Annotated in this window: 22 protein-coding genes; 10 read left to right on the top strand and 12 right to left on the bottom strand. The window is 59.2% G+C overall.

Features of this window, described 5'->3' with window-relative positions; translation table 11 throughout:
- Nucleotides 1-14 precede the first annotated feature (14 nt).
- From QP752_RS04045 to QP752_RS04035, 3 genes are read left to right on the top strand one after another with little or no spacing between them, the layout of a single operon-like run.
- Nucleotides 15-737, top strand: coding sequence for a peroxide stress protein YaaA (locus QP752_RS04045; protein WP_284804555.1), 723 nt, complete (start codon nucleotides 15-17; stop codon nucleotides 735-737).
- Nucleotides 738-1,463, top strand: a complete 726-nt coding sequence (locus QP752_RS04040; protein ID WP_284804553.1) for a DUF1648 domain-containing protein — start codon at nucleotides 738-740, stop codon at nucleotides 1,461-1,463.
- Nucleotides 1,460-2,149: a thermonuclease family protein gene (locus tag QP752_RS04035; protein WP_284804550.1), complete on the top strand. Its 690-nt coding sequence runs from the start codon at nucleotides 1,460-1,462 to the stop codon at nucleotides 2,147-2,149. Before QP752_RS04040 ends, QP752_RS04035 begins: the two co-directional genes overlap by 4 nt.
- On the opposite strand, the gene QP752_RS04030 is transcribed toward QP752_RS04035, so the two are convergent.
- Entirely contained in the window at nucleotides 2,124-3,092 is a 969-nt protein-coding gene (locus QP752_RS04030) for a class I SAM-dependent methyltransferase (RefSeq protein ID WP_284804549.1), read from the bottom strand. The two genes, QP752_RS04035 and QP752_RS04030, sit on opposite strands and share 26 nt — an antisense overlap.
- A gap of 87 nt (nucleotides 3,093-3,179) precedes the next feature.
- Here QP752_RS04030 and QP752_RS04025 point away from each other — a divergent pair, with 87 nt between their 5' ends.
- Nucleotides 3,180-4,388, top strand: coding sequence for a protein adenylyltransferase SelO family protein (locus QP752_RS04025; RefSeq protein ID WP_284804547.1), 1,209 nt, complete (start codon nucleotides 3,180-3,182; stop codon nucleotides 4,386-4,388).
- Nucleotides 4,389-4,445: 57 nt separating this feature from the next.
- On the opposite strand, the gene mqo is transcribed toward QP752_RS04025, so the two are convergent.
- Nucleotides 4,446-5,942, bottom strand: coding sequence for a malate dehydrogenase (quinone) (gene mqo / locus QP752_RS04020; RefSeq protein WP_284804546.1), 1,497 nt, complete (start codon nucleotides 5,940-5,942; stop codon nucleotides 4,446-4,448).
- Between the two features lie 258 nt (nucleotides 5,943-6,200).
- Here mqo and QP752_RS04015 point away from each other — a divergent pair, with 258 nt between their 5' ends.
- The 4 genes from QP752_RS04015 to QP752_RS04000 all read left to right on the top strand — a co-directional run bounded on the left by QP752_RS04015 (nucleotide 6,201) and on the right by QP752_RS04000 (nucleotide 9,858).
- Complete coding sequence (locus QP752_RS04015) at nucleotides 6,201-7,205, top strand: alpha/beta hydrolase (protein WP_284804544.1); 1,005 nt, start codon at nucleotides 6,201-6,203, stop codon at nucleotides 7,203-7,205.
- A gap of 3 nt (nucleotides 7,206-7,208) precedes the next feature.
- Nucleotides 7,209-8,621 (top strand): mycothione reductase, encoded by a 1,413-nt coding sequence (gene mtr / locus QP752_RS04010; protein WP_284804541.1) that lies wholly within the window; start codon nucleotides 7,209-7,211, stop codon nucleotides 8,619-8,621.
- Between the two features lie 344 nt (nucleotides 8,622-8,965).
- Nucleotides 8,966-9,358, top strand: coding sequence for a hypothetical protein (locus QP752_RS04005; protein WP_070362292.1), 393 nt, complete (start codon nucleotides 8,966-8,968; stop codon nucleotides 9,356-9,358).
- A 53-nt stretch (nucleotides 9,359-9,411) separates the two neighbouring features.
- Nucleotides 9,412-9,858 (top strand): hypothetical protein, encoded by a 447-nt coding sequence (locus QP752_RS04000; RefSeq protein ID WP_070478875.1) that lies wholly within the window; start codon nucleotides 9,412-9,414, stop codon nucleotides 9,856-9,858.
- 131 nt (nucleotides 9,859-9,989) lie between these two features.
- Here QP752_RS04000 and map read toward each other — a convergent pair whose 3' ends face one another.
- The 5 genes from map to dxr all read right to left on the bottom strand — a co-directional run bounded on the left by map (nucleotide 9,990) and on the right by dxr (nucleotide 16,394).
- Nucleotides 9,990-10,889, bottom strand: coding sequence for a type I methionyl aminopeptidase (map, locus tag QP752_RS03995; protein ID WP_070363487.1), 900 nt, complete (start codon nucleotides 10,887-10,889; stop codon nucleotides 9,990-9,992).
- A gap of 35 nt (nucleotides 10,890-10,924) precedes the next feature.
- Entirely contained in the window at nucleotides 10,925-12,748 is a 1,824-nt protein-coding gene (locus QP752_RS03990; protein ID WP_070478873.1) for a penicillin-binding transpeptidase domain-containing protein, read from the bottom strand.
- Nucleotides 12,749-12,810: 62 nt separating this feature from the next.
- Entirely contained in the window at nucleotides 12,811-13,974 is a 1,164-nt protein-coding gene (ispG, locus tag QP752_RS03985; protein ID WP_070362289.1) for a flavodoxin-dependent (E)-4-hydroxy-3-methylbut-2-enyl-diphosphate synthase, read from the bottom strand.
- A 20-nt stretch (nucleotides 13,975-13,994) separates the two neighbouring features.
- Entirely contained in the window at nucleotides 13,995-15,203 is a 1,209-nt protein-coding gene (locus QP752_RS03980) for an RIP metalloprotease (protein WP_284804537.1), read from the bottom strand.
- 27 nt (nucleotides 15,204-15,230) lie between these two features.
- Nucleotides 15,231-16,394, bottom strand: a complete 1,164-nt coding sequence (dxr, locus tag QP752_RS03975; RefSeq protein ID WP_284804534.1) for a 1-deoxy-D-xylulose-5-phosphate reductoisomerase — start codon at nucleotides 16,392-16,394, stop codon at nucleotides 15,231-15,233.
- Between the two features lie 327 nt (nucleotides 16,395-16,721).
- On the opposite strand from dxr, the gene QP752_RS03970 reads away from it, so the two are divergent.
- On the top strand, nucleotides 16,722-17,162 hold the full coding sequence (locus QP752_RS03970; protein WP_070478870.1) for a DUF2631 domain-containing protein: 441 nt from the start codon (nucleotides 16,722-16,724) through the stop codon (nucleotides 17,160-17,162).
- Between the two features lie 93 nt (nucleotides 17,163-17,255).
- On the opposite strand, the gene rlmN is transcribed toward QP752_RS03970, so the two are convergent.
- From rlmN to frr, 3 genes are read right to left on the bottom strand one after another with little or no spacing between them, the layout of a single operon-like run.
- Nucleotides 17,256-18,353, bottom strand: coding sequence for a 23S rRNA (adenine(2503)-C(2))-methyltransferase RlmN (gene rlmN / locus QP752_RS03965; RefSeq protein ID WP_070478868.1), 1,098 nt, complete (start codon nucleotides 18,351-18,353; stop codon nucleotides 17,256-17,258).
- A gap of 20 nt (nucleotides 18,354-18,373) precedes the next feature.
- A complete protein-coding gene (locus tag QP752_RS03960) occupies nucleotides 18,374-19,303 on the bottom strand; it encodes a phosphatidate cytidylyltransferase (RefSeq protein ID WP_083290918.1) in 930 nt (309 codons plus the stop codon).
- Between the two features lie 12 nt (nucleotides 19,304-19,315).
- Nucleotides 19,316-19,873 carry a ribosome recycling factor gene (gene frr, locus QP752_RS03955; RefSeq protein ID WP_070362284.1) on the bottom strand — a complete coding sequence of 186 codons (558 nt, stop codon included), beginning with the start codon at nucleotides 19,871-19,873 and terminating at the stop codon, nucleotides 19,316-19,318.
- Nucleotides 19,874-20,010: 137 nt separating this feature from the next.
- Here frr and QP752_RS03950 point away from each other — a divergent pair, with 137 nt between their 5' ends.
- Nucleotides 20,011-21,102 carry an amidase family protein gene (locus QP752_RS03950; RefSeq protein WP_256005120.1) on the top strand — a complete coding sequence of 364 codons (1,092 nt, stop codon included), beginning with the start codon at nucleotides 20,011-20,013 and terminating at the stop codon, nucleotides 21,100-21,102.
- A 3-nt stretch (nucleotides 21,103-21,105) separates the two neighbouring features.
- On the opposite strand, the gene pyrH is transcribed toward QP752_RS03950, so the two are convergent.
- Entirely contained in the window at nucleotides 21,106-21,789 is a 684-nt protein-coding gene (gene pyrH / locus QP752_RS03945) for a UMP kinase (protein WP_070362283.1), read from the bottom strand.
- A 199-nt stretch (nucleotides 21,790-21,988) separates the two neighbouring features.
- Nucleotides 21,989-22,807 (bottom strand): translation elongation factor Ts, encoded by an 819-nt coding sequence (gene tsf, locus QP752_RS03940; RefSeq protein ID WP_070362282.1) that lies wholly within the window; start codon nucleotides 22,805-22,807, stop codon nucleotides 21,989-21,991.
- Nucleotides 22,808-22,915 lie beyond the last annotated feature (108 nt).

Below are 22,915 nucleotides of genomic sequence, written 5' to 3'. Positions count from 1 at the left end.
CTAGGGTGAGTTGCATGTTGATCCTGCTCCCTCCTTCCGAGACGAAGGCGCCCGGCGGCGAGCGCGACGCCATGTCTGTCTCCTTCCCTGCCCTTGATTCGGTGCGTGCTTCACTTTTCGACGACCTCTCCGCAATGGACGTAGACGAGATGATGGGGCTGCTCAAGATCCCGAAGACGAAGCGGGAGGAGGCGGTGGAGAATCAGTCGCTGCGCACTGGCCCGGTGATGCCTGCGATTTATCGCTATACGGGGGTGCAGTATGACGCGCTGGTTCCTGAGACGTTGCCGGATGATGCGATTCGCCGTTTGGCGGTTGGCTCGGCGCTGTTTGGTGTTGTGCGTGCTGATGACATGATTCCGCGCTACCGGGTCTCTGCCTCGTCCAAGGTTCCGGCTGCGGATGGGTCGCTGCCGACGATGCGGGCACGCTGGGGGTCAGCGATTTCGGAGGCGCTTTCGCAGGAGCCGTTCGTTGTGGATATGCGCTCTGGCGCGTACGAGAAGCTTGGGCCTGTCGATGGCGCGGTGACGGTACGGGTGGAGTCCGTTGCTCCGGATGGGTCACGCAAGGTGGTCAGCCACTTTAATAAGCACTACAAGGGGCTGCTGGCCAGGGCGCTGGCGTGCGGGCCGGAGGTGGCGTCGATACGTGAGGTCGCCGAGGTTGCCGAGGCCGCGGGTTATGCTGTCGAGGTTCATGGTTTGGTGCTGACGCTTGTGGTGGAGGAAACGTAGATGGGTGCGCCAGTGAACTGGAAGCCGTGGGGTGTTGTCGGCATTGTGTTGTTGGCACACGTGGCGCTGTTGCTGCTGTACTGGGACAGTATTCCTGACCCTATTGCGGTGCATTTTGACGCGTCGGGCCAGGCGGATAGTTGGGAGCCGAAGACGATGCTGCACGTGCTGATGATGCCGCTGGTTTCGGTGGCGACTGCCCTGTTGATGTTTGCATGCCTTCCCCCACGTGAGCTCGCACAGCCGCAGCCGGTCGATGGGGCTGCCTCCGTACCGTATTCGGCGAGTATTGCGCAGCGAGTGGAACAGCTTGTGTACATGACCTGGCGCTTCATGGGGTGGTTCGCGGTGGCGATTGCTGTCGCGTTTCTGGTCAGCGACGTCACGACGCGCCTGCCGGCGTTTGCCCACATGCAGTGGCTTGCCCCCGCTATTTGGGTGGCGTTCACCATCCTGGTTGTCGCGGGAAGCCTCGTCTTGATGGTGCGGTTGACGTCCTCGAAGAAGATCGAACCCGATGCGGAGGAGATGGACCGCGCTGATGACGAGTTTCTCGTGGGCATGTACAACGACCCGAACGATCCGATGGCCGCAATATCGATTTCGTCTCGCCCGACTCGCATCATCATCAACCGTGGGCAGCGGCTGGGCAAGCAGTATTTAATGCGGATGGTGGTCTCGATCGTGGTGTACACGCTCTTCACCGTGCTGGTGGCCATGCTATGAAAAAGGTGTTTGGGCTCCTCGCTGCGATTGTGCTGCTCGCTGTCGGCAGCTGGGTCTGGCAGCAAGTCGATGCCCCGGAAGTACGCGTAGCGAGCGTCGTCGATGGCGACACAATCGTTGTCGACGGCCCCGCTGGGCAAGAGCGCGTTCGACTGCTCGGGATTGACACTCCGGAGCGCGGCGAGTGTTTAGCTGACGACGCCACCCGGCGTCTCGAGGAGCTCCTCCCCGAAGGCACGGGCGTACGCCTCGAATACGACCAGGAGCGCACCGACCGCTACGGGCGCACACTTGCCGGAGTGTTTCGCGACGGCCAATTCGTCAACGCCGTGATGGTGTCCGAGGGGCTTGCCCGCGTCGTCGAGTACGCGCCGAACACGAAGTTCACGCAGCGCCTCGAGGCAGAGGCCGCACCTGCGGTGCGCGATTCCCTCGGCATCTACGGTCTTGGGCCTGAGTGCTGGTTTACCGAACCCACGCAACAGGTCACCTTCGAGATGCTCACCACCGGCATCGAGGAGCTCGAGCGCTCCCCCGGTGACCGCGGGCTTGTCGGCCGCTGCCAGCACTACGTCGACGCACTGCGCGATAGCGTGAAACGTACTCGAAACTTCACGTTCCGCGAGCCCGCCATGGAGTACCTCGACGAACAGCAACGCCTTATCGACGAGCTGTCAAAACCGTAAACTTCGAGTTCCTCGCCACCTGCTCCACCTGTGCAAAACGCTTCGTGACCTGGGCACGGTATGGCAGGTGCGAGTTGAACACTATGAAGAGCTGACCGCCCGGTTTCAATAGGCGATGCGATGCGTCCAGCAGATGCTCCACCAGCGTCGTGTCCACGGTCGTGCCCGCGTGAAAGGGCGGGTTGAGCGCCACGGTATCGAAGGAGGCGTCGGCAAACTTGCTTCCGGCATCATCCCAGGTCGCGTCAATACCGATCGCGCGGGCGGAAAGCACCGCGTCCGCATCAGCATCCGTGGCATACACCTCCCCCTCAAGCCCCTTCGAAACAGCCCCATTGCCGCAGCCCAAATCCAGCAGCGCGCCGGGGGCGTCCGGAAGGCACGACCGCAGCAGCTGCCCGCCGTAGTCCGCCCACGCACCTGCGAAAACACCACCGATAGCGACGAACCCGTTTGCTTCTACCGGCGTGTAGGACACTTGCTGCGGCCCGTATGCGGCCAAGCAGCGGAACTTGCCTTTGCCCCGCGTGGCGTGCACCTGCGCGAAGGACTGCGCCAGCACACCATTCATGGTGCGGCTCAGGTGCTTGTTGTTCGCCCCCAACACTACGTCCGCCTGCGTAAACCCTGCGCCCGCGATACTGCGCGCGAGGTAGTCAAGGCGCGCGAGCGACTTCGGTATCTCTCCCAACGCAACGCAAGAACCGGACAACCCCGCCAGGTACTCGTCGAGGCGCTGATCACCGACGACCTCTGCGCCCAACGCTGCTGCTTGCTGGCAGCGGGAGTAGTCCGTGTCCGCGACGATGACGCGCTTCCCGCTTTCCACACCGGCATGCACAAGCGCCCCGGTCGGGTCGTTGCACACGATGAGGATGTCGGCTGATCCGAACCCCTCGAGTTCCCTCACCTGCCCCCAGATCAGCCGGTCAAGCGCGCGCACGGCCACTTACCTCCCACTGCGTCAACACCAGGTACTGCTGCATGTTCTCTCCTTTTGCTCCTTGCCCAGACAGTTTAGGCTGTTGGCATGCATTACCCCGAGCTCCACCAACACTTTGCGGAAACACTCCCAGGCATGGTCGGCACGGTGGCGCCCACGCACTTCCCCAACGCCCAGGTGAGCTACCTCAACGAGTCAGTCGCGTCCGAGCTCGACCTCGACACGGAGTGGCTCCGAAGCGATGAGGGCATCGCCTGGATGACAGGTGCGACGGGCGGCGTTGCAACCGCCTACGCAGGCCACCAATTCGGCGCGTTCGTGCCCCTGCTTGGCGACGGCCGCGCAACCCTCCTCGGCGACCGCAACGGGTACGAGATCCAGCTCAAGGGAAGCGGGCGCACCCCTTTCTCCCGCCCGGGCTCCGACGGGAAGGGCCCACTGACCGCAATGCTGCGCGAGTACCTGGTCTCGGAGCATATGCACGCGATCGGTGTTCCAACCACACGCGCACTGGCCGTCATCAGCACCGGAGAGACGATCATGCGCAACAGTGGCCCCGTTCCAGCGGGCATCGTGGTCCGCGTCGCGCGCTCCCACCTACGCGTTGGCTCGGTGCAGTACGCAGCAACTCAGTCCCATGAACTCTTGGAGGCCGTCGTGCACACCGCGGGTTTCGATGCTGCGGAAAGGCTGCTGGAGGTGGTCGTCGACAAGCAGCTTGAGCTGGTTGCGCAGTGGATGCGCTACGGGTTCGTACACGGTGTCATGAACACGGACAACACCGCGCTCAGTGGCGAAACCATCGACTACGGGCCCTGCGCTTTCACCCAGGGGTTTGAACCGCATGCGTGTTTCTCATCCATCGATCGGCATGGGCGCTACGGCTTCGGAGCCCAGCCCAACGTGATCGCATGGAACCTGGTCCGCCTCGCGGAAGCACTGCTCCCTCTGATGCCGGAGTCAGGCGCCAACGAAATCCTTGCTACCATCCCTGAGCGCTGGGAGGGCGCCACCAAGCGCTGGTTCGGACCGGAAGGCCTCGATGCGGTAGTAGGTGTCGACGACCTCGCCGCCTACAACCGTAAACACGGCGTCAACGGACGCCCAGGTCCGTTGTATGTGCCGAAAAACTTCGCGCTACAAGACGCACTCGACGCGGTCGAGCACGTTGGCGACTACAGTCCGTTCACCGCTTTGCTCCAGGCAGTCACCCACCCATACGACCCGGACGCCGGGGAGCCGTGGATGCTCGAGAAGGAACCTGACGGCGCATTCACGACGTTCTGCGGAACGTAAAAGCCACACGGCGCCGGTACAACCGGAAGCCGTGTGGCCGATACTTTCAAGCTGCTACTACGCCTGCAGACCAAGCGTCTTTTGCGTCCACTCCCACTGCTTCTCATACGCCGCCTTGTCATCGCGCAGCGATACGCCGTAGGTCGGGAACATCTCGCGCAACTTGTCGCCCCAGGAGACCATGCGCTCGCCGAAGCAGCGCTCCAGCAGCTCAATCATCGCAGCCGGGGTAATCGACGCACCCGGCGACGCACCCAGGATGCCCGCGATCGTGCCGTCCTGGTCGTTGACCAGCGCGGTACCGAACTCGAGCGAACCAAACTTCGGTGCACGTGCAGGCTTAATCACCTGGACACGCTGGCCTGCGACAGCCACATCCCAGTCGGCAGGGTTTACCTCCGGGTAGTACTGACGCAGCACGTCGATCTTGCCGTCAAAATCGCGGAAGACTTCCTCCACCAGGTACTTCACCAAGCCGATGTTTGACGCAGCGACACCAAGGTAGGACGGAATGTTATCCGGACGAATCGACTTAAACAGGTCCAAGTACGAGCCCTTCTTCAAGAACTTCGGGCTCCAACCACCGTACGGGCCAAACAGTAGTGACTGCTCACCGTCAACAACGCGGAGGTCAAGGTGAGGAACGGACATTGGGGGCGCGCCCACCTTTGCCTTGCCGTACACCTTCGCTTGGTGCTGCGCAACCAGCTCCTGGTTGTTGGTACGCAGCCACATGCCGGAAATCGGGAACCCGGCGTAACCATGCACCTCCGGCACGCCTGCCTTACGCAACAAGTCGAGCGCGTAGCCACCCGCACCCACGAACACGAAACGCGCACGCGCGACATGCTTGTCGCCTGTGTGGACATTGCGGACGGTGACATTCCATAGCTTGCCCTCGCGCTTAAGATTCACTACTTCGTGCCCATAGTGGATCTGGGTACCAGCCTTCTCGGAGGCGTCGAAAAACTGGCGAGTCAGCGCACCGTAGTTAATGTCAGTACCCGCGTCCATCCAGGAAATTGCAACAGGCTCAGCACCAAAGTCGCGGCCCTTCGCCATCAGAGGAAGCTTCTCAGCAAACTTGTCTTCATCCGCCGAGAACTGCATACCCGGGAACATGTGGTTCGCAGACAAGGCCTCGTAACGGCGACGCAGGTAGTCGATCTGGTCCTGCCCCTGCGCGAACGAAACGTGCGGGACTGGGTGAATGAACTCGCTTGGGTCCCCCAACTTGCCATTGTCGATCTGATGGGACCAGAACTGGCGCGCGATCTGGAACTTCTCATTAATCGCGAGCGCCTTTGTAATCTGAATCTGCCCATTCTTTTCAGGCGTGTAGTTCAACTCACACAGCGCAGAGTGCCCGGTACCCGCGTTGTTGAGCGGGTACGAGGACTCTTGCGCTGGCCCCTCAAGTCGCTCATACACTGCTTGAGTCCACTCCGGCTCAAGCTCCCGGATCATTGCTCCCAGCGTGGCACTCATAATTCCGGCGCCGATATGCAGTACGTCAACCTCATCAACGTACTGGATGTTGCCCGTCTCAGACATTAGTAATATTCCCTCTTCGATCCATATCGTTGTACGAGTGCAACGCACACCTCAGGCAGGTGCGTAACCTCTCTAACCATACGCTTGTTGGCTGAACAGTTTCCACCTTACGTTACCCCTTATGCCCACATTTTGTTTTTGCTTCATACTTGCAGCCACCCCACCCCCTACACCCGCCCCCACCCCCTAGACCAAATCGTAAACATGGCTACTTGCGCAGCCCAAGCAAGTTCCTAGCCAGTCCGTTACCATTCCTACATGGCCAAAATTAGGAGCAACCACTGGCAACCAGACATATTGGGGGACGGATTCGAACAACTTACGCTCCCCCTCGGGGAAGACCCTGATACCCACCAGCCGGTCGTAGCGACACTCGTACGAATGAGCCCAGCGCCACCGTCAAAACCTGGACAACCAGCCTTACTGTGGATTCACGGCATGTCCGATTACTTTTTCCAGGATCATGTGGCCGAACACTTCCACGAACAGGGTTATCCATTTTATGCACTCGACCTTCGTCGCTGCGGGCGCTCACGGCAGCGAGGGGAGCGCTGGCACTACACCCGGGATATGTCCCACTATTTCCCGGAAATCACGAAAGCGGTGCAGTACGTAGCCCAGGAACACGGCCAGGTGGTACTCCTCGCACACTCTACGGGTGGTCTTATCGCGCCTCTCTGGGCCGATGAGATGCGCCGCAACAACCCCGAAGTCCACGATCTAATAGCGGGCATCATTCTGAACAGCCCCTGGTTGGACCTGCAGTTTCCGAAAGCGCTGACGACGGCATTCAAACCAGTCATTAATGTTTTGGGGCGAGTGGTCCCACTGCTCCCCCTCCCGGGAGGAAGTCTTACCGCCTACGGGCAATCTATCCACTACGAGGATCATGGTTCATGGTCCTTCAACAAGCAATGGAAACCGATCTCTGGGCATCGGAAATATTTCGGCTGGATGCGCGCTGTACTTCAGGCGCAAGCAAAGATTCACTCGGGGTCGATAAACGCTGGTGTTCCAACGCTGGTCCTGCATTCCTCGCATTCTTTTTTGAAAGACGAGTACACCCCGGCCGCCGATACAGCAGACACGATTTTGGACGTCGACCAGATCAGCTACTGGGCGCCCCACGTTGCGGACAACACCACCACCATCGCCATCGATGGCGCCCGCCACGACGTGTTCCTCTCTGAGCCGTACTCACGCACAGCCGCCTATCGCGCCTCCATCGAGTGGCTGCAGACCCTCACAACACCTAAGGAGTAACCAATGAGCATTCACGTAGACGAGCATTTTGACCTCATTATTATTGGCACCGGATCCGGCAACTCGATCCTTACCCCGGAGTTCGACGACAAGAAGGTTGCCATCGTGGAGAAAGGCACCTTCGGCGGGACATGCCTCAACGTCGGCTGCATCCCAACGAAGATGTATGTGCTCGCAGCCGACGCCGCATACCAGGCCCGCACGGCCAAGAAGCTCGGCATCGACTTGGAATACCGGGGCGTCGATTGGCCCGCAATCGTCGACCGCGTCTTCACCGAGCGCATCGACAAGATTGCTGAGGGTGGCGAAGCCTACCGCCGCAGCGACGAGTGCCCCAACGTCACCGTCTTCGACCAGCACGCGCGGTTCGTCGCCCCAAAGACAATCTCCACCGGCATCGGCGATGACGCGTGCACGATCTCCGCGGATCAAGTTGTGATCGCCGCGGGATCGCGCCCCTTCATCCCCGAGTGGGCAAAGAACGTCCCCTTCCACACAAACGAAGACATCATGCGCCTGCCGGAGCTCCCCAAATCACTGACCATCGTTGGCGGTGGCTTCATTGCGATGGAGTTCGCCCACGTCTTCGATGCCCTCGGCACCAAGGTCACGGTGGTGAACCGCTCACCATTCCTCCGCACGCTCGATAAGGACATCACACAGCGCTTCAACGAGCTCGCCCAAAAGCGTTTCGACGTCCACTTCGGCACCGTCCGCGACGCCCAGCACAACGAAGACGGCGTAACAATCACTCTCGACGACGGCACCACCATCACCAGCGAGCACCTCCTGATTGGCATGGGCCGCATCCCTAACAGCGACCAAATGTCACTTGAGGCATCCGGCATCGATATGGAAGATGACGGTCGCGTGGCAGTAGATAGTTACGGGCGCACGTCCTGCCCCGGCGTGTGGGCACTCGGCGACGTCTCCTCCCCGTATCAGCTCAAGCATGTGGCCAACGCGGAGATGCGTGCCGTGCGACACAACCTCCTCGCAGCGATGAGTGGCTCCCCGGAGTCCGAGTACCGCACCATGCCACACGAGCATGTCCCATTCGCCGTCTTCACCGAGCCACAGATCGCCACAGTTGGCCTCACGGAGAAGGAGGCCCAAGACGCAGGCTACGACGTCACTGTGAAACAACAGAACTACGGCGACGTCGCCTACGGGTGGGCACTCGAGGACACCTCAGGCATCGTAAAGCTTGTCGCCGACAAGAAAACTGGGAGACTCCTGGGTGCCCATCTTATTGGTCCACAAGCCTCCACGCTCGTCCAGCAGCTGATCACCATCATGGCGTTCGACATGGACCTTCGAGAAGTTGTACGTAAGCAATACTGGATCCACCCCGCCCTGCCAGAAGTCATCGAAAACGCGCTTCTTGGTCTTGAACTTGCATTTATCGGCGAGTAAAACTTGCCGCCACCCCAAAACGGGGTGGCATTGAACCTAGGCAAGGCACCCCTAATAGCTGCACGCATTTTCCCAGGTGACTTGACCACGTGTAACGCATGTGACGCGCGCGACGATTCCCCTGTTGGTGCAGCAGGCCATACGCGGGCTTACTGAAAGTTCTCTCACGGATTTTTTGGGATAACTTGTGCAAACTTGGTCGCGTTGGTCTAAAGTAGGTCACCGACACCGGGCAGAGTCCACATGGGGCTTGCTATCGGTCCTAGGGCCTTCACGGGTTCTGGATTTCTCCGAACTTCCACCCGGACGTCTTGTAAGTAACTATCAGAGAAGGATTTCGTTTCATGCGTAATTTCCGTAAGGCAGCCCTCGCAGGCGCTACCGCAGTCGCTGTAGCATTCGGCTCCGCAACCGTCGCTATTGCTGAAGAGAGCACACCAGCTCCGACCACCACCCACGCCCCGAAGGTGATTGAAGATTCCAAGGGTCTGGGCGGCTCCTCCACCAAGATCGGCCACAGCCTTGAAGCCTGGGAGAAAAAGGACGGCAAGGTCCAGGCAAACCCTGCAGACGGTCGCGAGATCTTCGGCTCCTCCAAGGATAACTTTAAAGGGCAGCCAAAGTGGGCACAGCTGGGCTACGTCCTCACCGTGTTCACCTCCGTCGCTGCAGCAGTCGGCCTGATCGTTGGACCTGCATACAACTTCGTTGTTCACGGTCTGCCAGCAGCCAAGTAAGTAATCGCGGATTTCCGCAACTGAATCAATAAATTTCGAAAGAAGGAAACTCAATGCGTAACTTCCGCACCGCAGCTGTTGCTTCCGCAACCGCACTGACTGTCGCTCTTGGCGGCATTGCCACCGCTTCCGCAGCAGAGAAGACCGATACTCCTGCAAAGCCAGAGACCGTCCCAACCGCCACCGAGACGCCTAAGCCTAAGGCTGACCGCCAGGTAATCTTCACGGGCAAGCAGGAAGGCGACAAGGAAGCCGGCAAGGTCATCTCCGAGGGCACCAAGGGCCTGTTCTCTGGCGCTGGTTCCTCCCACTACTACGATGACACCGACAAGCCTTTCTACGTCACCGATGCGTTCGGTAAAGAGACTGACGCTGCGGCTGTCCCTCAGTGGGCACGCGCTTGGATTGACGGCACCGTCATCGCCGGCATCGGTGCACTCGTTGGCCTGATCATCGCTGGCTTCAACTTCGCTTCCTACAACGGCCTGATCAAGCTCTAAGATCTGTCTCTTAGGAAACGCCACTGCCCTGTCGCAACACGCGACAGGGCAGTTTTCTTTTCGGCAAAATAAAACCGCTGCTGGCATCTTAGGACAAACACCAACAGCGATTCAGCGCGTCTAGGAGCTGTTTACGCCCCCAGCATCAGCTGGCCTTCTGCAACGTCCTTGTCCGGAATGGTGAGGATCTCGTTGCCGTCCTCAGTAATGACCAAGGTGTGCTCGAACTGGGCTGTGAACTTACCGTCGCGGTTCTGCACAGTCCAGCCGTTATCCCAAATGTCGTACGGTAGCGCGCCGAGATTGATCATCGGTTCGATGGTCAAGGTCATACCTGGCTCCAGGATGTCTCGGTATGCGTCCGAGTCGTAGTGGAGCACCACGAGTCCGTTATGGAATGTTGGGCCAACCCCATGGCCGGTAAAGTCGGTGACCACGTTGTAGCCGAAGCGCTTCGCATAGGACTCGATAACCCTGCCGATCACGTTGATCTCACGGCCAGGCTTCGCCACCTTGATACCGCGCATCATCGCCTCGTACGTGCGCTGGACCAGATCCTTATGCTCCTGGGAGACATCGCCAGCGAGGAACGTCGCATTCGTATCACCGTGGACACCATTCTTATACGCGGTGACGTCAATGTTGACGATGTCGCCGTCCTCAATAACGGTGGTATCCGGGATGCCATGGCACACGATCTCGTTCAAAGACACGCAGCACGACTTCGGGAAGCCACGGTACCCGAGGGTGGACGGGTACGCACCGTGGTCAAGCATGTACTCGTGGGCGACGCGGTCGATCTCATCCGTCGTCACGCCAGGCTTTACTGCTGCACCCGCAACCGCCAGTGCATTCGCGGCGATCTTGGAGCTCTCGCGCATCTTCTCAATCGTCGCGGCGTCCTGCACGTACGGCTCGCCGATGTTCTCCTGTACATCGTCCTTCCAGGCGTACTCGGGACGTTCAATGTCCTTCGGAACCTTCCGGATTGGAGTGGACGCTTCTTGCTTTAGTTTTCCTCGTTTGCTCATGCGCCCCATAGTAGTACCTGCCTACTGAGGTCGAACTAACCCCCGCGCGACTGGTCAAGATTCACCAGCATCGAATTCGTCAACGCGACTGCAGCCTCCGATCCACCGCCAAGCACGACCAAAGCAGCGAATGCTATGTCATCGTCGACACGGTAGCCGGTGAACCACGAATGCGACCCCTGGTTGATTTCGGCCTCACCGGTTTTGCCGCGGATATCACCACCGGCGGTCATTCCCGCCGCGGTACCACCCGGGGCGGTCACCGCCGCCATCATTTCCTGGAGCTGGTGCCATGCCTCATCCGGCATACGCGGCGCAGACTCGCTCAGCTCAGTCTCCGCTCCCTTAATCAGGTAGGGGATCGGCATTGAGCCATTCGCCGCAGACGCAGCCACGAGTGCCATCCCGAACGGGCTCGCAAGGTCATGGCCCTGCCCGTACCCGGCCTCTGTTCGGTCGAGTGGCTCCTCGCCTACCGGGATGGAGCCGGTGATCGTCTCCAGGCCTGGAATCTTCATATCGAGCCCAAGCCCGAACTGCTTGCCTATATCTCGGAGCTCACCTGGGGCGAGCTTCGTCGAAATATCGGCGAATGTCGTGTTGCACGAGTGTGCAAAGGCCGACTGTAATGAGACGTTGCCCAGAGAGAATCCGGCGTAGTTCGTGACGGTCCTGCCATACAGGTTCATGGTCCCCGGGCACGGCACCGTGCTACCTGGTGTAAGGGCCTGTCGCTCAAGACCGGCCGCCGCCGTGATGATCTTAAACGTCGATCCCGGTGGGTACTGGCCCATCGTGGCAAGATTGCCTTCACGGTCAGCGTCACGAGTCTGCGCAACGGCAAGCACCGCACCATCCGACGGGCGGATAGCAACAATCATTGCCTGCCGCCCCGCGTAGGACTCCAACGCTCGTTCAGCTGCCAATTGCACGCTGTGGTCAAGGCTTACCTCAATAGCTGGAGCGGGTGCAGGTGCGTGTCGCTCAACATCTTCCAACACGGCGCCGTGCTCGTTGACAACGCTCACGCTCCAGCCGTCGTCACCGATGAGGTCCTCGCGAACCAACTCACCAACGCGGGCAAGCATATCCGGCGCAAAATCAGGTTCGATGTTGACCATGGCCGCTTCCTCGTTGATGCGCACTCCAGGCACGGAGCTAAACGCCGCCTTAGCGGCGTCACCGAACTCCGCAGGCACCATCGCAACCGAATACGTTCCCTGGGCCTGGGCGAGGTTCTGTTCGAGCTCGTCGGCCGGAATGTCTGCCACGGCAGGAGATTTTCCACGGGCATCCTGGAGGAAGGACGAAATACGGCGTGCGGTGTCCGGAATGTCACGCACAGCATGCTTCTCAACCAGAATGCGGAACGCAGTACCAGGCCGCAAGAGTTCTACCCCATCGGAGGAGACAACGCTCGCCTTGGATGCGGCCACAGGGCGCAGTTCCAGATGTTGCTGCGCGCCAAGACGTGGGTGCAAAATGCTGGGCTGCCAACGAACGGTCCACTTCTCGCCAATCTGGGTCAGCGTCATGTGCGAGTCATACTCGACCGTGCGTTCTTTCGGCAGGCCCCACTTCAAGTGGTACGAGACGGTAGCTAGGTTGTCACTCTGGTTAACGTCGTTGATCGTCGCCTCCAGCGCCTCAGCTTGGAGCCCTTCGACCGTTTCTTGGAATGATGCGTTGGCGTCGGAGGGGACGTCAACAAGATCTTGAAAATTAGACCCGTCAAGACTCACGAGGGCGTCAAGAAACTCACGAGCGACGGGCTCAACATCATTCGGGCGCGGTGTGCAGGCAGTGGCCAGCGCGCCCGTAAAAACTACGCTTAGGAGCAAAGCGAGGAGACGTTGCATGGACCTAAAGTACCAAGACCACAGCGAAACGTCGCCTCCGCCACTCCCCGCGAGCAGACTATCTAGCGCGTAACCTTGACTTCCGCGCGTGCGCCCTCGACCTCCTCGAGGCCTTCTTCCTCAGCGATACGCTGAGCGTGGGCGATAAGGGTCTCAACGATCTTCGACTCTGGGACCGTCTCAACGACCTCGCCCTTCACAAAGATCTGTCCCTTGCCGTTGCCAGAAGCCACGCCTAAGTCAGCGTCGCGAGCCTCACCAGGTCCGTTCACAACGCAGCCCATGACGGCGACGCGCAGCGGGTACTCCATGCCCTCGAGACCTGCAGTCACTTCCTCAGCGAGCTTGTACACATCCACCTGTGCGCGGCCACAGGACGGGCAGGAGACAATCTCAAGCTTTCGCGGGCGCAGGTTCAGCGACTGCAAAATCTGGTCGCCGACCTTGATCTCCTCCACCGGGTCCGCAGAGAGCGAAACGCGAATCGTGTCGCCGATGCCCTGTGAAAGCAGCGCACCAAATGCGACGGAGGACTTAATAGTGCCCATGAACTTCGGGCCGGCCTCAGTCACGCCGAGGTGCAACGGGTAGTCGGTCTTCTCGGCGAGCTGGCGGTAAGCCTCAACCATGAGAACCGGGTCAGAGTGCTTCACGGAAATGGCGATATCGCCGTATCCGTACTCCTCGAACAGGCCAGCCTCATAGATCGCGGATTCAACCAACGCCTCAGGGGTGGCCCGGCCATACTTCTCCAGCAGGCGCTTATCGAGCGAGCCACCGTTGACACCAATGCGAATCGGGATACCAGCGTCCCCTGCAGCCTTAGCGACTTCCTTCACACGACCATCAAACTCTTTAATGTTGCCCGGGTTCACTCGCACGGCAGCACACCCGGCATCGATCGCTGCGAAGATGTACTTCGGCTGGAAGTGGATGTCGGCAATCACCGGGATAGGTGACTTCGCCGCAATCGCTGGAAGAGCATCTGCGTCAACGGTCTTCGGGCAGGCAATGCGCACAATGTCACAGCCCGCGGTAGCCAGCTGCGCGATCTGCTGCAGCGTAGCGTTAATGTCGTGCGTCTTCGTCGTGGTCATGGACTGGACCGTGATCGGGTGATCCGACCCAACTCCCACACCGCCAACCATCAGCTGACGAGTCTTTCGACGAGGTGCGAGCGTTGGCGCTGGGCCTTCAGGAATACCTAAACCGATGGGAAGATTCATAGTTGCTTACTCTAGCACTGCTACCCAAACAGCTTGATTGGGTTCACCACATCCGCAAGCATCACAAATACACCAATCGTCAGCAGTGCAGCGGCCATCGCGTATGTCACCGGCATCAGCTTGCGGTAGTCCGCAGGGCCACCAGGCTCGAGCCCCCGCAACCTGCGAAGCGCATCCCTAATCTTCTCATACAGGACTACTGCTATATGCCCACCATCCAGGGGTGGCAAAGGAATCAAGTTGAACAGCGCGAGGAAGAAGTTGAGACTCGCCAACATCATCCAGAACATCGACCACATGCTTTGTTGCGCTAACTCCCCGCCTGCGCGAGAAGCGCCGATGACACTAACTGGACCGTCAAGCTCTCGCTCAGCACCAAAAATTGAAGCCACAACACCAGGAATCTTCGACGGGAACGCGATAAGGCCCTGGACAGTCGCATTCAGCATCTGGCCCGTAAACGCAGCCGTAGCTGGCACAGCCTCGAGCGGACCGAACTGGCGCATCGCGTCTTCCACTGGCGCGCTTGTGACACCGATCGCCCCCGCTTCAAAGGACGCACCGGTCGCTGGATCGATCCTGGACACGGTCGCGAGTGGAACTGCAATATCAAGCTCTTGCTCGTTACGCATCACAGTAAGCGTGACTGTTTCCCCCGGACGCTGCATCACATAATCCCTCAACGCGGGGAACGTAGTGAGCTCCTCCCCATCAACGGCGAGTAGCTTATCCCCTTCACGCAAACCTGCATCATAGCCAGGACCATTACCGGTGCATTCTCCCAGATGAGTCTCATCAATCTGGTCGGGAGCGCACTGCAGCTCACCCACAGTTGGTGTCCGGTCGGCGTACGGGTTCGGAATCGCCGCGAAGATCGCCACGAAGTACAGCACCACAACGCCGATCAGTAGATTCATGGCGATGCCGCCACTGAGCACCGCAATTCGCTGCCACCACGGCTTGCGGTACATCGCAACGGGAGCTTCCTCCTCAGTGACAGGATCCTGCGCGGTCATCCCTGCGATATCGCAAAATCCGCCGAGAGGCAGTGCCGCAATGCCGTACTCCGTCTCCCCCTTCTTGACGGACCACACTTTCGGCCCAAAGCCCACAAAATATCTCCGCACGCGCATCCCAAACGCGCGTGCGGTAAACATGTGTCCGGCCTCATGGAGCGCGATAGAGACTGTAATACCCAGGGCAAAAAGTATGATTCCTACAACGCCCACTCGCTGCTCCTTGCCTTTCAGGCTGGTTTACAGCTGGGCGATTACTTCCTTTGCCGCCCGGCGTGCACCAGCATCCACGTGAAGAATATCTTCGATAGATGTCGGCGCAAAAGCAAACGCCCCTGCCGCGTCAAGGACATAGTCAATCACGTCAACGATGTGCGGGAACCGAATCTTGCCTGCAAGAAATGCTTCCACCGCCACCTCATTCGCAGCGTTGTACACCGCCGGGTACGGGTCCCCCATCGCGGAGGCTTCCCGCGCGAGACGAACGGCGGGGAAAGCTTCGTCGTCGAGCGGCTCAAACGTCCACTCACTCGCCTGCGAAAAGTCCAGCGCTGGCTGTGCACCCGGGATACGCTCCGGCCAAGCAAGGGCGTGGGAGATCGGCAACATCATCGACGGCGGCGAAGCTTGCGCAATCGTCGCACCATCGGCAAACGTGATAGCCGAGTGCACAATCGACTGCGGGTGCACCACGACATCAATAATGTCGGGCGCAATACCAAACAGCAGCGTCGCCTCGATCAGCTCCAGTCCCTTGTTCACCATCGTGGCGGAGTTCAAGGTGTTCATAGTGCCCATCGACCACGTCGGGTGCTGCCCGGCCTGCTGCGGAGTTGCCTCCATCATCTGCTCGCGGGTCCACCCCCGGAACGGGCCTCCCGAAGCAGTAAGGACGAACCGTGAAACGTCAGCACGGCTGCCTGCGCGCAGGCACTGGGCCATCGCAGAGTGCTCAGAATCGACCGGCACGAGCTGTCCAGGCTTCACCTTTTCCATGACGAATTGACCGCCAGCGACCAGTGATTCCTTGTTCGCCAGAGCTAGCACGCCATCCTTGCGAAGCGTCGCAAGCGTCGACTCAAGACCTGCCGCACCGACAAGTGCATTCAACACGATGTCTGCGTCTTGCATCTCAACGAGAACCGCAGCGGCGTCCTCACCTGTGATAATGACATCACCTACAGCGCGAGAAACATCTTTCGCAGGGTCGAGCTGCTGCACTGCAATTTGTTCTGGGCGCAGATTGAACTCCTGTGCCTGCTGGATAACAAGCTCAGGGTTGTGCCCTGCTGCCGCGATGCCGACAACCTCAAAGTCTTCAGGGTGCTTCCGAATGATATCGAGAGCCTGTGTGCCGATAGAGCCTGTCGATCCAAGAATCAGAACCTTTTTCACAACCTCCATTGTGGCACGTCACGGCAAAAATAGATACTTAGTTTCTCCTTAAAGTATTTTTGACCACCGCTCGGCGTGGTGCATACGCAGGATGTGCACATACGACCGTGGGGATACTCTGTCATTCCCACCACCACACATCGCACCCACGGGCGCACCTCCCCCGCTGGCCCTCACGTACATGATGCGAAAGTTTGAACTCATTGGGGGCTACACAGTGCCATCGTGCCCTGCAATATGAAAAGATAATGCACAGTACACACAGATTTAGCATGTCTGCCGTCGGGCGCATACACAATAATGCGAACCGATGCGGACGACTACAGCTCAAGGAGAATGGCAGTGGCTCACCCTCAGGACAAAGCTCCACAGGTATATAACGGCGTTTCTGAAGCTGACGTCCCTTCCGCCCGCTTCGGGTGGAGCGCGTTCAAGCCGCGCACGATTCAACTCGCAGGGTGGATCTCGGTGATCTTCTTGCTCGCGTACAACTTCGGTAACCACCACGGCCACGTAGAAACGATTTGGCTGCTCGCATTTGCAGTTTTGATTGCAGTTGCACTGATTTTCCACGGACTGCAGCCGAAGCTCAGCCAGGTTCGCACGGTCACCTCGCACAACAAGCCTGCTGGCCACAAGGAGCCGGACTGGATTTACGCACAGCAGACGATGACCGGCCCATACGCCGAGCTCGATGAGCGCGAGCTGCGCGCCCTCAACATCGATCCGGCGCGTCTCAATACACTGCGCGGTGCACAGCAGCAGAGCATTCACTAGTTTCGCGCTTTACACCGAATAGCAATAAACGGCGCCACCCCACTCACAGGTTGAGGGTGGCGCCGTTTTCGCGCACCTAAACTCGGCGCAACGTCACTCGCCTTCCGCCGCGAGCTGCCCGCAAGCCGCAGCGATCTCCTGACCCTTCGTGTCACGGACAGTGCACGTCACACCCTGCGCAATCACACGACGAACAAACTCATCCTGGCGCGCCTTCGGGGACGCGTCCCACTTCGAACCCGGAGTTGGGTTCAGTGGAATGAGGTTGACGTGTACCAGCGGCCCCAACGCCTGATGCAGCTTCCTGCCGAGCATGTCGGCGCGGAAATCGTGATCGTTGATGTCACGAATCAACGCGTACTCAATCGATACGCGGCGCCCTGTTGTATCAGCGTAGTAGCGGGCTGCATCCAGCACATCCTGCACGGAAAACCTGTTGTTCATCGGCACCAGTGTGTCGCGCAGCTCGTCATCAGGGGTGTGCAAGGAAACCGCGAGCGTGCAGGAGAGGCCTTCGTCGGCAAGCATTCGAATCTGCGGGGCGAGACCAACTGTTGACACAGTGACGTTGCGTTGAGAAATCCCGAAGCCCTGCGGCGCTGGACTCGTGATCTGACGTACTGCGCTGACCACGCGCTTGTAGTTCGCCAGCGGCTCTCCCATCCCCATAAAGACGATGTTGGAAAGACGGGAGCCTTCCTCCTGCATCATGGCTGCTGCAGCTCGCACCTGATCGACGATCTCCGCAGTTGACAAGTTTCTATCGAGACCGCCCTGACCGGTCGCGCAGAACGGACAAGCCATTCCGCAACCCGCCTGTGAGGAGATACACAGCGTCGCGCGATCCTTGTACCGCATCAGCACAGACTCCAGGAGAATGCCGTCATGCAGCCGCCACAACGTCTTGGTGGTGTCCCCCTCATCGGTCTCTACCCGACGTACTGGAGTCAGCAGCGTCGGAAAAAGAGCCTCTTTTACCTTCTCGCGCTGCGCGGCAGGCAGATCCGTCATCGTGAGGGGATCTGCTTCAAACTTGCCGTAGTAGTGGCGCGCAATCTGGTCCGCACGGAACTTCGGCAGACCAAGGGACTTCAGGGCCTCGATGCGCTCTTCGCTCGACAAATCAGCGAAGTGCTTCGGCGGCATACCAAACTTTGGGGTCAGAAGTGGCAGTGTTGGGGTCTCAGTCATAATTGCCCCATCTTTGCACGTTAGAACGGATTCATCAATGCGGAAGCGCTGAGCAGAATGTACGTTGCGCACGCTGCTGGCAACATACCGTCTAAGCGATCCATGATTCCGCCGTGTCCAGGCAGTATCTGGGACATATCCTTGATACCGAGTTCACGCTTGAATTGGCTTTCGACGAGATCACCCATAGTGGCGCACATAACCAGTGCGGCACCCAAAAGGATCCCCATCCACCACGGGCCCTTGATCAGTAGCGTGACCACCGCGACGCCTGCAATGATCCCGAATATCATCGAGCCCGCAAATCCTTCCCAGGACTTCTTCGGGCTTACAGCCGGCGCCATCGGGTGCGCACCAAACATCACGCCAGCAGCGTATCCCCCAACGTCAGACGCCACCACACAGCACATGAACGCGACAATGAACGCTGAACCACTGACGGAGCCTTCGTCGATAAGCGAAACCATCGCAGCGAAGCTTCCAAACAGTGGAATCCACGCCAGGACGAACACTCCCACGGCGGTGTCGCGGAGATAGTTGGTCGGTGTCTGGTGCCTGCCATGGTCGAACAGCCGCCAAAACATCAGGAACAGCACTGTGAACGCGAAAGCGCCAACTACGCCAGCGGTTTTGTAGGCGGCGGAGGACCACACCATGATCTGACCGAGGATGATCAGCAGTGTACGCGGCTGCTGGTAGCCCGCTTCCCGCAAACGGGTAAGCACCTCCCACATCCCACCTGCTACAGCGATGGCGACAAGCGGATACCAGGCCATAGGGCCAACCCACACAGCAGCGATCACCACAGCGCCGAGGATGATCCCGGTCGTGATGGCAGCTGGCAGGTCGCGACCCGCATCATTTTTCGGCTTGGGCGGCGCGATGCGGGGCCAGCCCGATGGTCCTGACTGATCTGTCGAGTGTTTCACGTAGCGGTGCTTTCTATTCATCGAAAGGTCTGCTTAGACCTCCATCAGCTCGGCTTCCTTGCGCTGAACTAGCTCATCAATCTGTGCCACGTAGCCCTGGGTGGTCTTGTCCAGTGCCTTTTCTGCGGTCTGCACTTCGTCCTCGCCGGCGTCGCCGTCCTTCTGGATCTTCTTCAGTGCTTCCATACCGTGGCGGCGGACGTTACGGATAGCGATCTTGCCGTCCTCACCTTTCTGCTTGGCCTGCTTGACCAGGTCACGACGACGATCTTCCGTCAGCTGTGGGATCGTGACGCGAATGACTTGCCCGTCATCGGTCGGGTTGACGCCGAGATCAGAGTTGCGGATGGCAGTCTCAATTTCCTTGAGCGTTGACATGTCGTACGGCTTGATCAGCAGCATGCGTGGCTCCGGAACAGAGATCGTCGCCATCTGATTGATCGGGGTTGGTGCACCGTAAAAATCAGCCATGACGCCATTAAACATGGCAGGGTTAGCGCGACCAGTCCGAATCGTTACGAGGTCATCGCGGGTGAAATCGACAGAAGCGCTCATACGCTCTTCGGCATCAAGCAACACGTCATCAATCATTTTTACTCCACTTCTTCTGTACAAAGCGTTCGGGACAAATAAGTCGCACACCAATCTACCAGCGTTTCACTCCCAGCCGTGTCGTGGCTTGACGGGGAACGGCAGAATTCAAGGCAAGTTACGCCTAGACTGTCCCCATGCTTTACTCCCCCGCCAGTGCCGCGATGGTCTATACACACCCGACTCCATTGCGCACTGCTGAGGGCCGACTTTCATCATGGCAAATCCCCATCAAAGACGGAACGGATGTCGCTGGAATGCCCACCACGCACGGCAACCCGTCACGCAGCGTCATCGCGGAAGAGCACAGCCCAATCGTCGCAGCACTGCTTGAGTCTGGGGCAGCCATCCCTGGAAAGTCACTGACAGCCGAGCTTGGGGCGACGTGCTACGCCGAAGAAGCCCACTCTCCACTTTTAGAGTCCCCCATGTTCCCTGGGTGCACGCCCGGCGGTTCTTCGGCAGGCGCCGGAGTGCTCGTGGGCAGTGGGCTATACCGTGCTGCACACGGCACGGACGCTGGAGGGTCCTTGCGAGTCCCGGCTGCAGCCTGCGGTGCCGTTGGTTACAAGCCGGGAACACGCGCGGCAGTCGCGAATGGTTTTATCACGCGCAACGTCGCAGACCAGTTTGAGTTGTACGGACATCACCCCACCGCGGTACGCAAACTGCGCATCGGAGTACTTATCGACGGCCTCTTCGCCAACACCACCGTCTCAACGAGCCGCGGTGATGCCCTTGAGGCCGCTGCACGTGAGCTCGGGAAACACCACGATGTAGTGTCACTTCGCCCCTATGCGGATGCACAATCAACGTTTGAGCACTTCAGACACCGCATCACGAGCAGCTTCCGCAACGTAGACCCGCTCGACAATCACTACCTCGCATGGATGCACACACAAGGTTGCGAGGTAACCCCAGAAGAACTATTTGCGGCGAATGACCACTTCGCGCACCTACTTAGACACGTACAACACGAGTGGGACGTTGATATCGTGCTCACCCCCACGATTGCATTTGATCCCCCACCGATTGGCTACTTCTCTTCCCTCGCCCCGGATGAGAGCTTTTACCAACAAACAGTGTGGACGCCATGGTGCACGCTGTTCAATGTGATGGGCAGCCCCGCTGTCGCAGTCGGGGCGCTCCACCTTGGCTCAGTCACAGTTGGCGGACGCGCGCTACTTTCGGTAGCGCGCACCGTCGAACATTTTGGGCTGCCCGATTAATTCTTAGGAAACAAGGGTACCGATCTGCTCGCCGGATACCGCGCGGGCAATGTTGCCTTCCTTGAGCAGGTTGAACACCAGGATCGGCATGTTGTTGTCCATACACAGCGAAAACGCGGTGGCATCGGCAACCTTGAGTTCCTTTTCGAGCACCTCGCGGGGAGAAACCTCGCTGTAGAGCTGTGCGTCTGGGTTGGTTCGAGGGTCGTCGTCGTAGACTCCGTCAACCCCCTTCGCCATCAGGAGCACCTCGCAACCAATTTCCAGGGCGCGTTGCGCGGCGGTGGTATCCGTAGAGAAGTACGGCATTCCCATGCCAGCACCGAAGATGACAACGCGCCCCTTCTCCAGGTGACGCACTGCACGAAGCGGCAAATACGGCTCAGCGATCTGCGCCATATTGATGGAAGTCTGAACGCGGCAGTCGACGCCCTTCTGCTGCAGGAAGTCCTGGAGCGCCAGGCAGTTCATCACCGTGCCGAGCATGCCCATGTAGTCGGAGCGTGCACGGTCAAGGCCACGCTTTTGCAGCTCTGCACCACGGAAGAAGTTGCCGCCGCCAATTACTACCGCTACTTCGGTTCCGGACTGGGCGACTTCGGCAATCTGTGCAGCGACGCTTTCAACGACGTCCGGATCGATACCAACCTTTCCACCGCCGAACATTTCACCGCCCAGCTTGAGCATGACGCGTTTGAATCCTGTGCGGGTAGACGCAAGTTCTGACACTGTGAGGACACTCCTTGAGAGTTGGCCAATTCGAGCCGTAGAGGACAATTCTGTTCTCGACCGATCTTAGCGATCTCAGTCCGGTTTGTAGCAACCGGGCATAAAGAAACCGCCGGCGGAGGGTAACCCCTCAACGCCGACGGTAAAAGCATCAGGCTTATGCCTGGCCAACCTCGAAGCGAACGAAGTCGGTGACCTCAATGCCGCTCTCCTCCGTGAACTGCTTCACGGTCTTCTTGGAGTCAGCAAGCGACGGCTGGTCCAGAAGAACAACGTCCTTGAAGAAGCCGCCCATGCGGCCCTGGACGATCTTCTCGATAGCTGCCTCAGGCTTACCCTCGTTGCGGGTGATCTCTTCCTGAACAGCGCGCTCCTTCTCAACGACCTCGGCCGGAATGTCCTCTTCCTTGAGGTAGCGAGCCTTCATCGCAGCGATCTGCAGCGCAACCTGGTGTGCAGCCTCAGCGTTGTCGCCCTTGTAAGCAACCAAAACGCCAACAGCTGGTGGCAGGTCAGCGGATCGCTGGTGCAGGTACTTCGCCAGCTGCTCACCCTCGATGGTGGCAGCGCGGCGCAGCTCCAGCTTCTCGCCAATCTTTGCGGAGAGGCGCTCAAGAACGTCGTGGGCAGTCTCGCCGTCGACATCAGCGTTTGCCAGCTCCTCCTGGCTGTTTGCCTTCGCTGCTGCAGCAGCGTCAGCAATCTTGCCAGCGATGGTCTTGAACTCGTCGTTCTTAGCAACGAAGTCCGTCTCCGAGTTAATCTCGACGATGGTGTTGCCGGAGACAGCGACGAGGCCCTCGAGAGCATTGCGCTCTGCGCGCTTGCCCACGTCCTTTGCGCCCTTGATGCGGAGCAGCTCAACAGCCTTCTCGAAGTCGCCGCCGGTCTCCTCCAGCGCCTTCTTGCAGTCGAGCATGCCGGAGCCGGTGGTTTCGCGCAGCTTCTTTACGTCAGCAGCGGTGTAGTTCGCCATATTCGGGCGATCCTCCTCGTACAGTAGTGGATAAATACGTCGTAAAATTATGCTTCAAGCAAAACACCCCACGCCCAATTCGCGCCCATAATCCAGGACGTGAACAGG

This window comes from Corynebacterium sp. UMB10321, from assembly GCF_030228725.1.
In the GTDB taxonomy this organism is placed as follows: domain Bacteria; phylum Actinomycetota; class Actinomycetes; order Mycobacteriales; family Mycobacteriaceae; genus Corynebacterium; species Corynebacterium pseudogenitalium.
The sequence above is the reverse complement of the archived record's forward strand: the minus strand, read 5'-3'. Positions and strand labels throughout refer to the sequence as shown.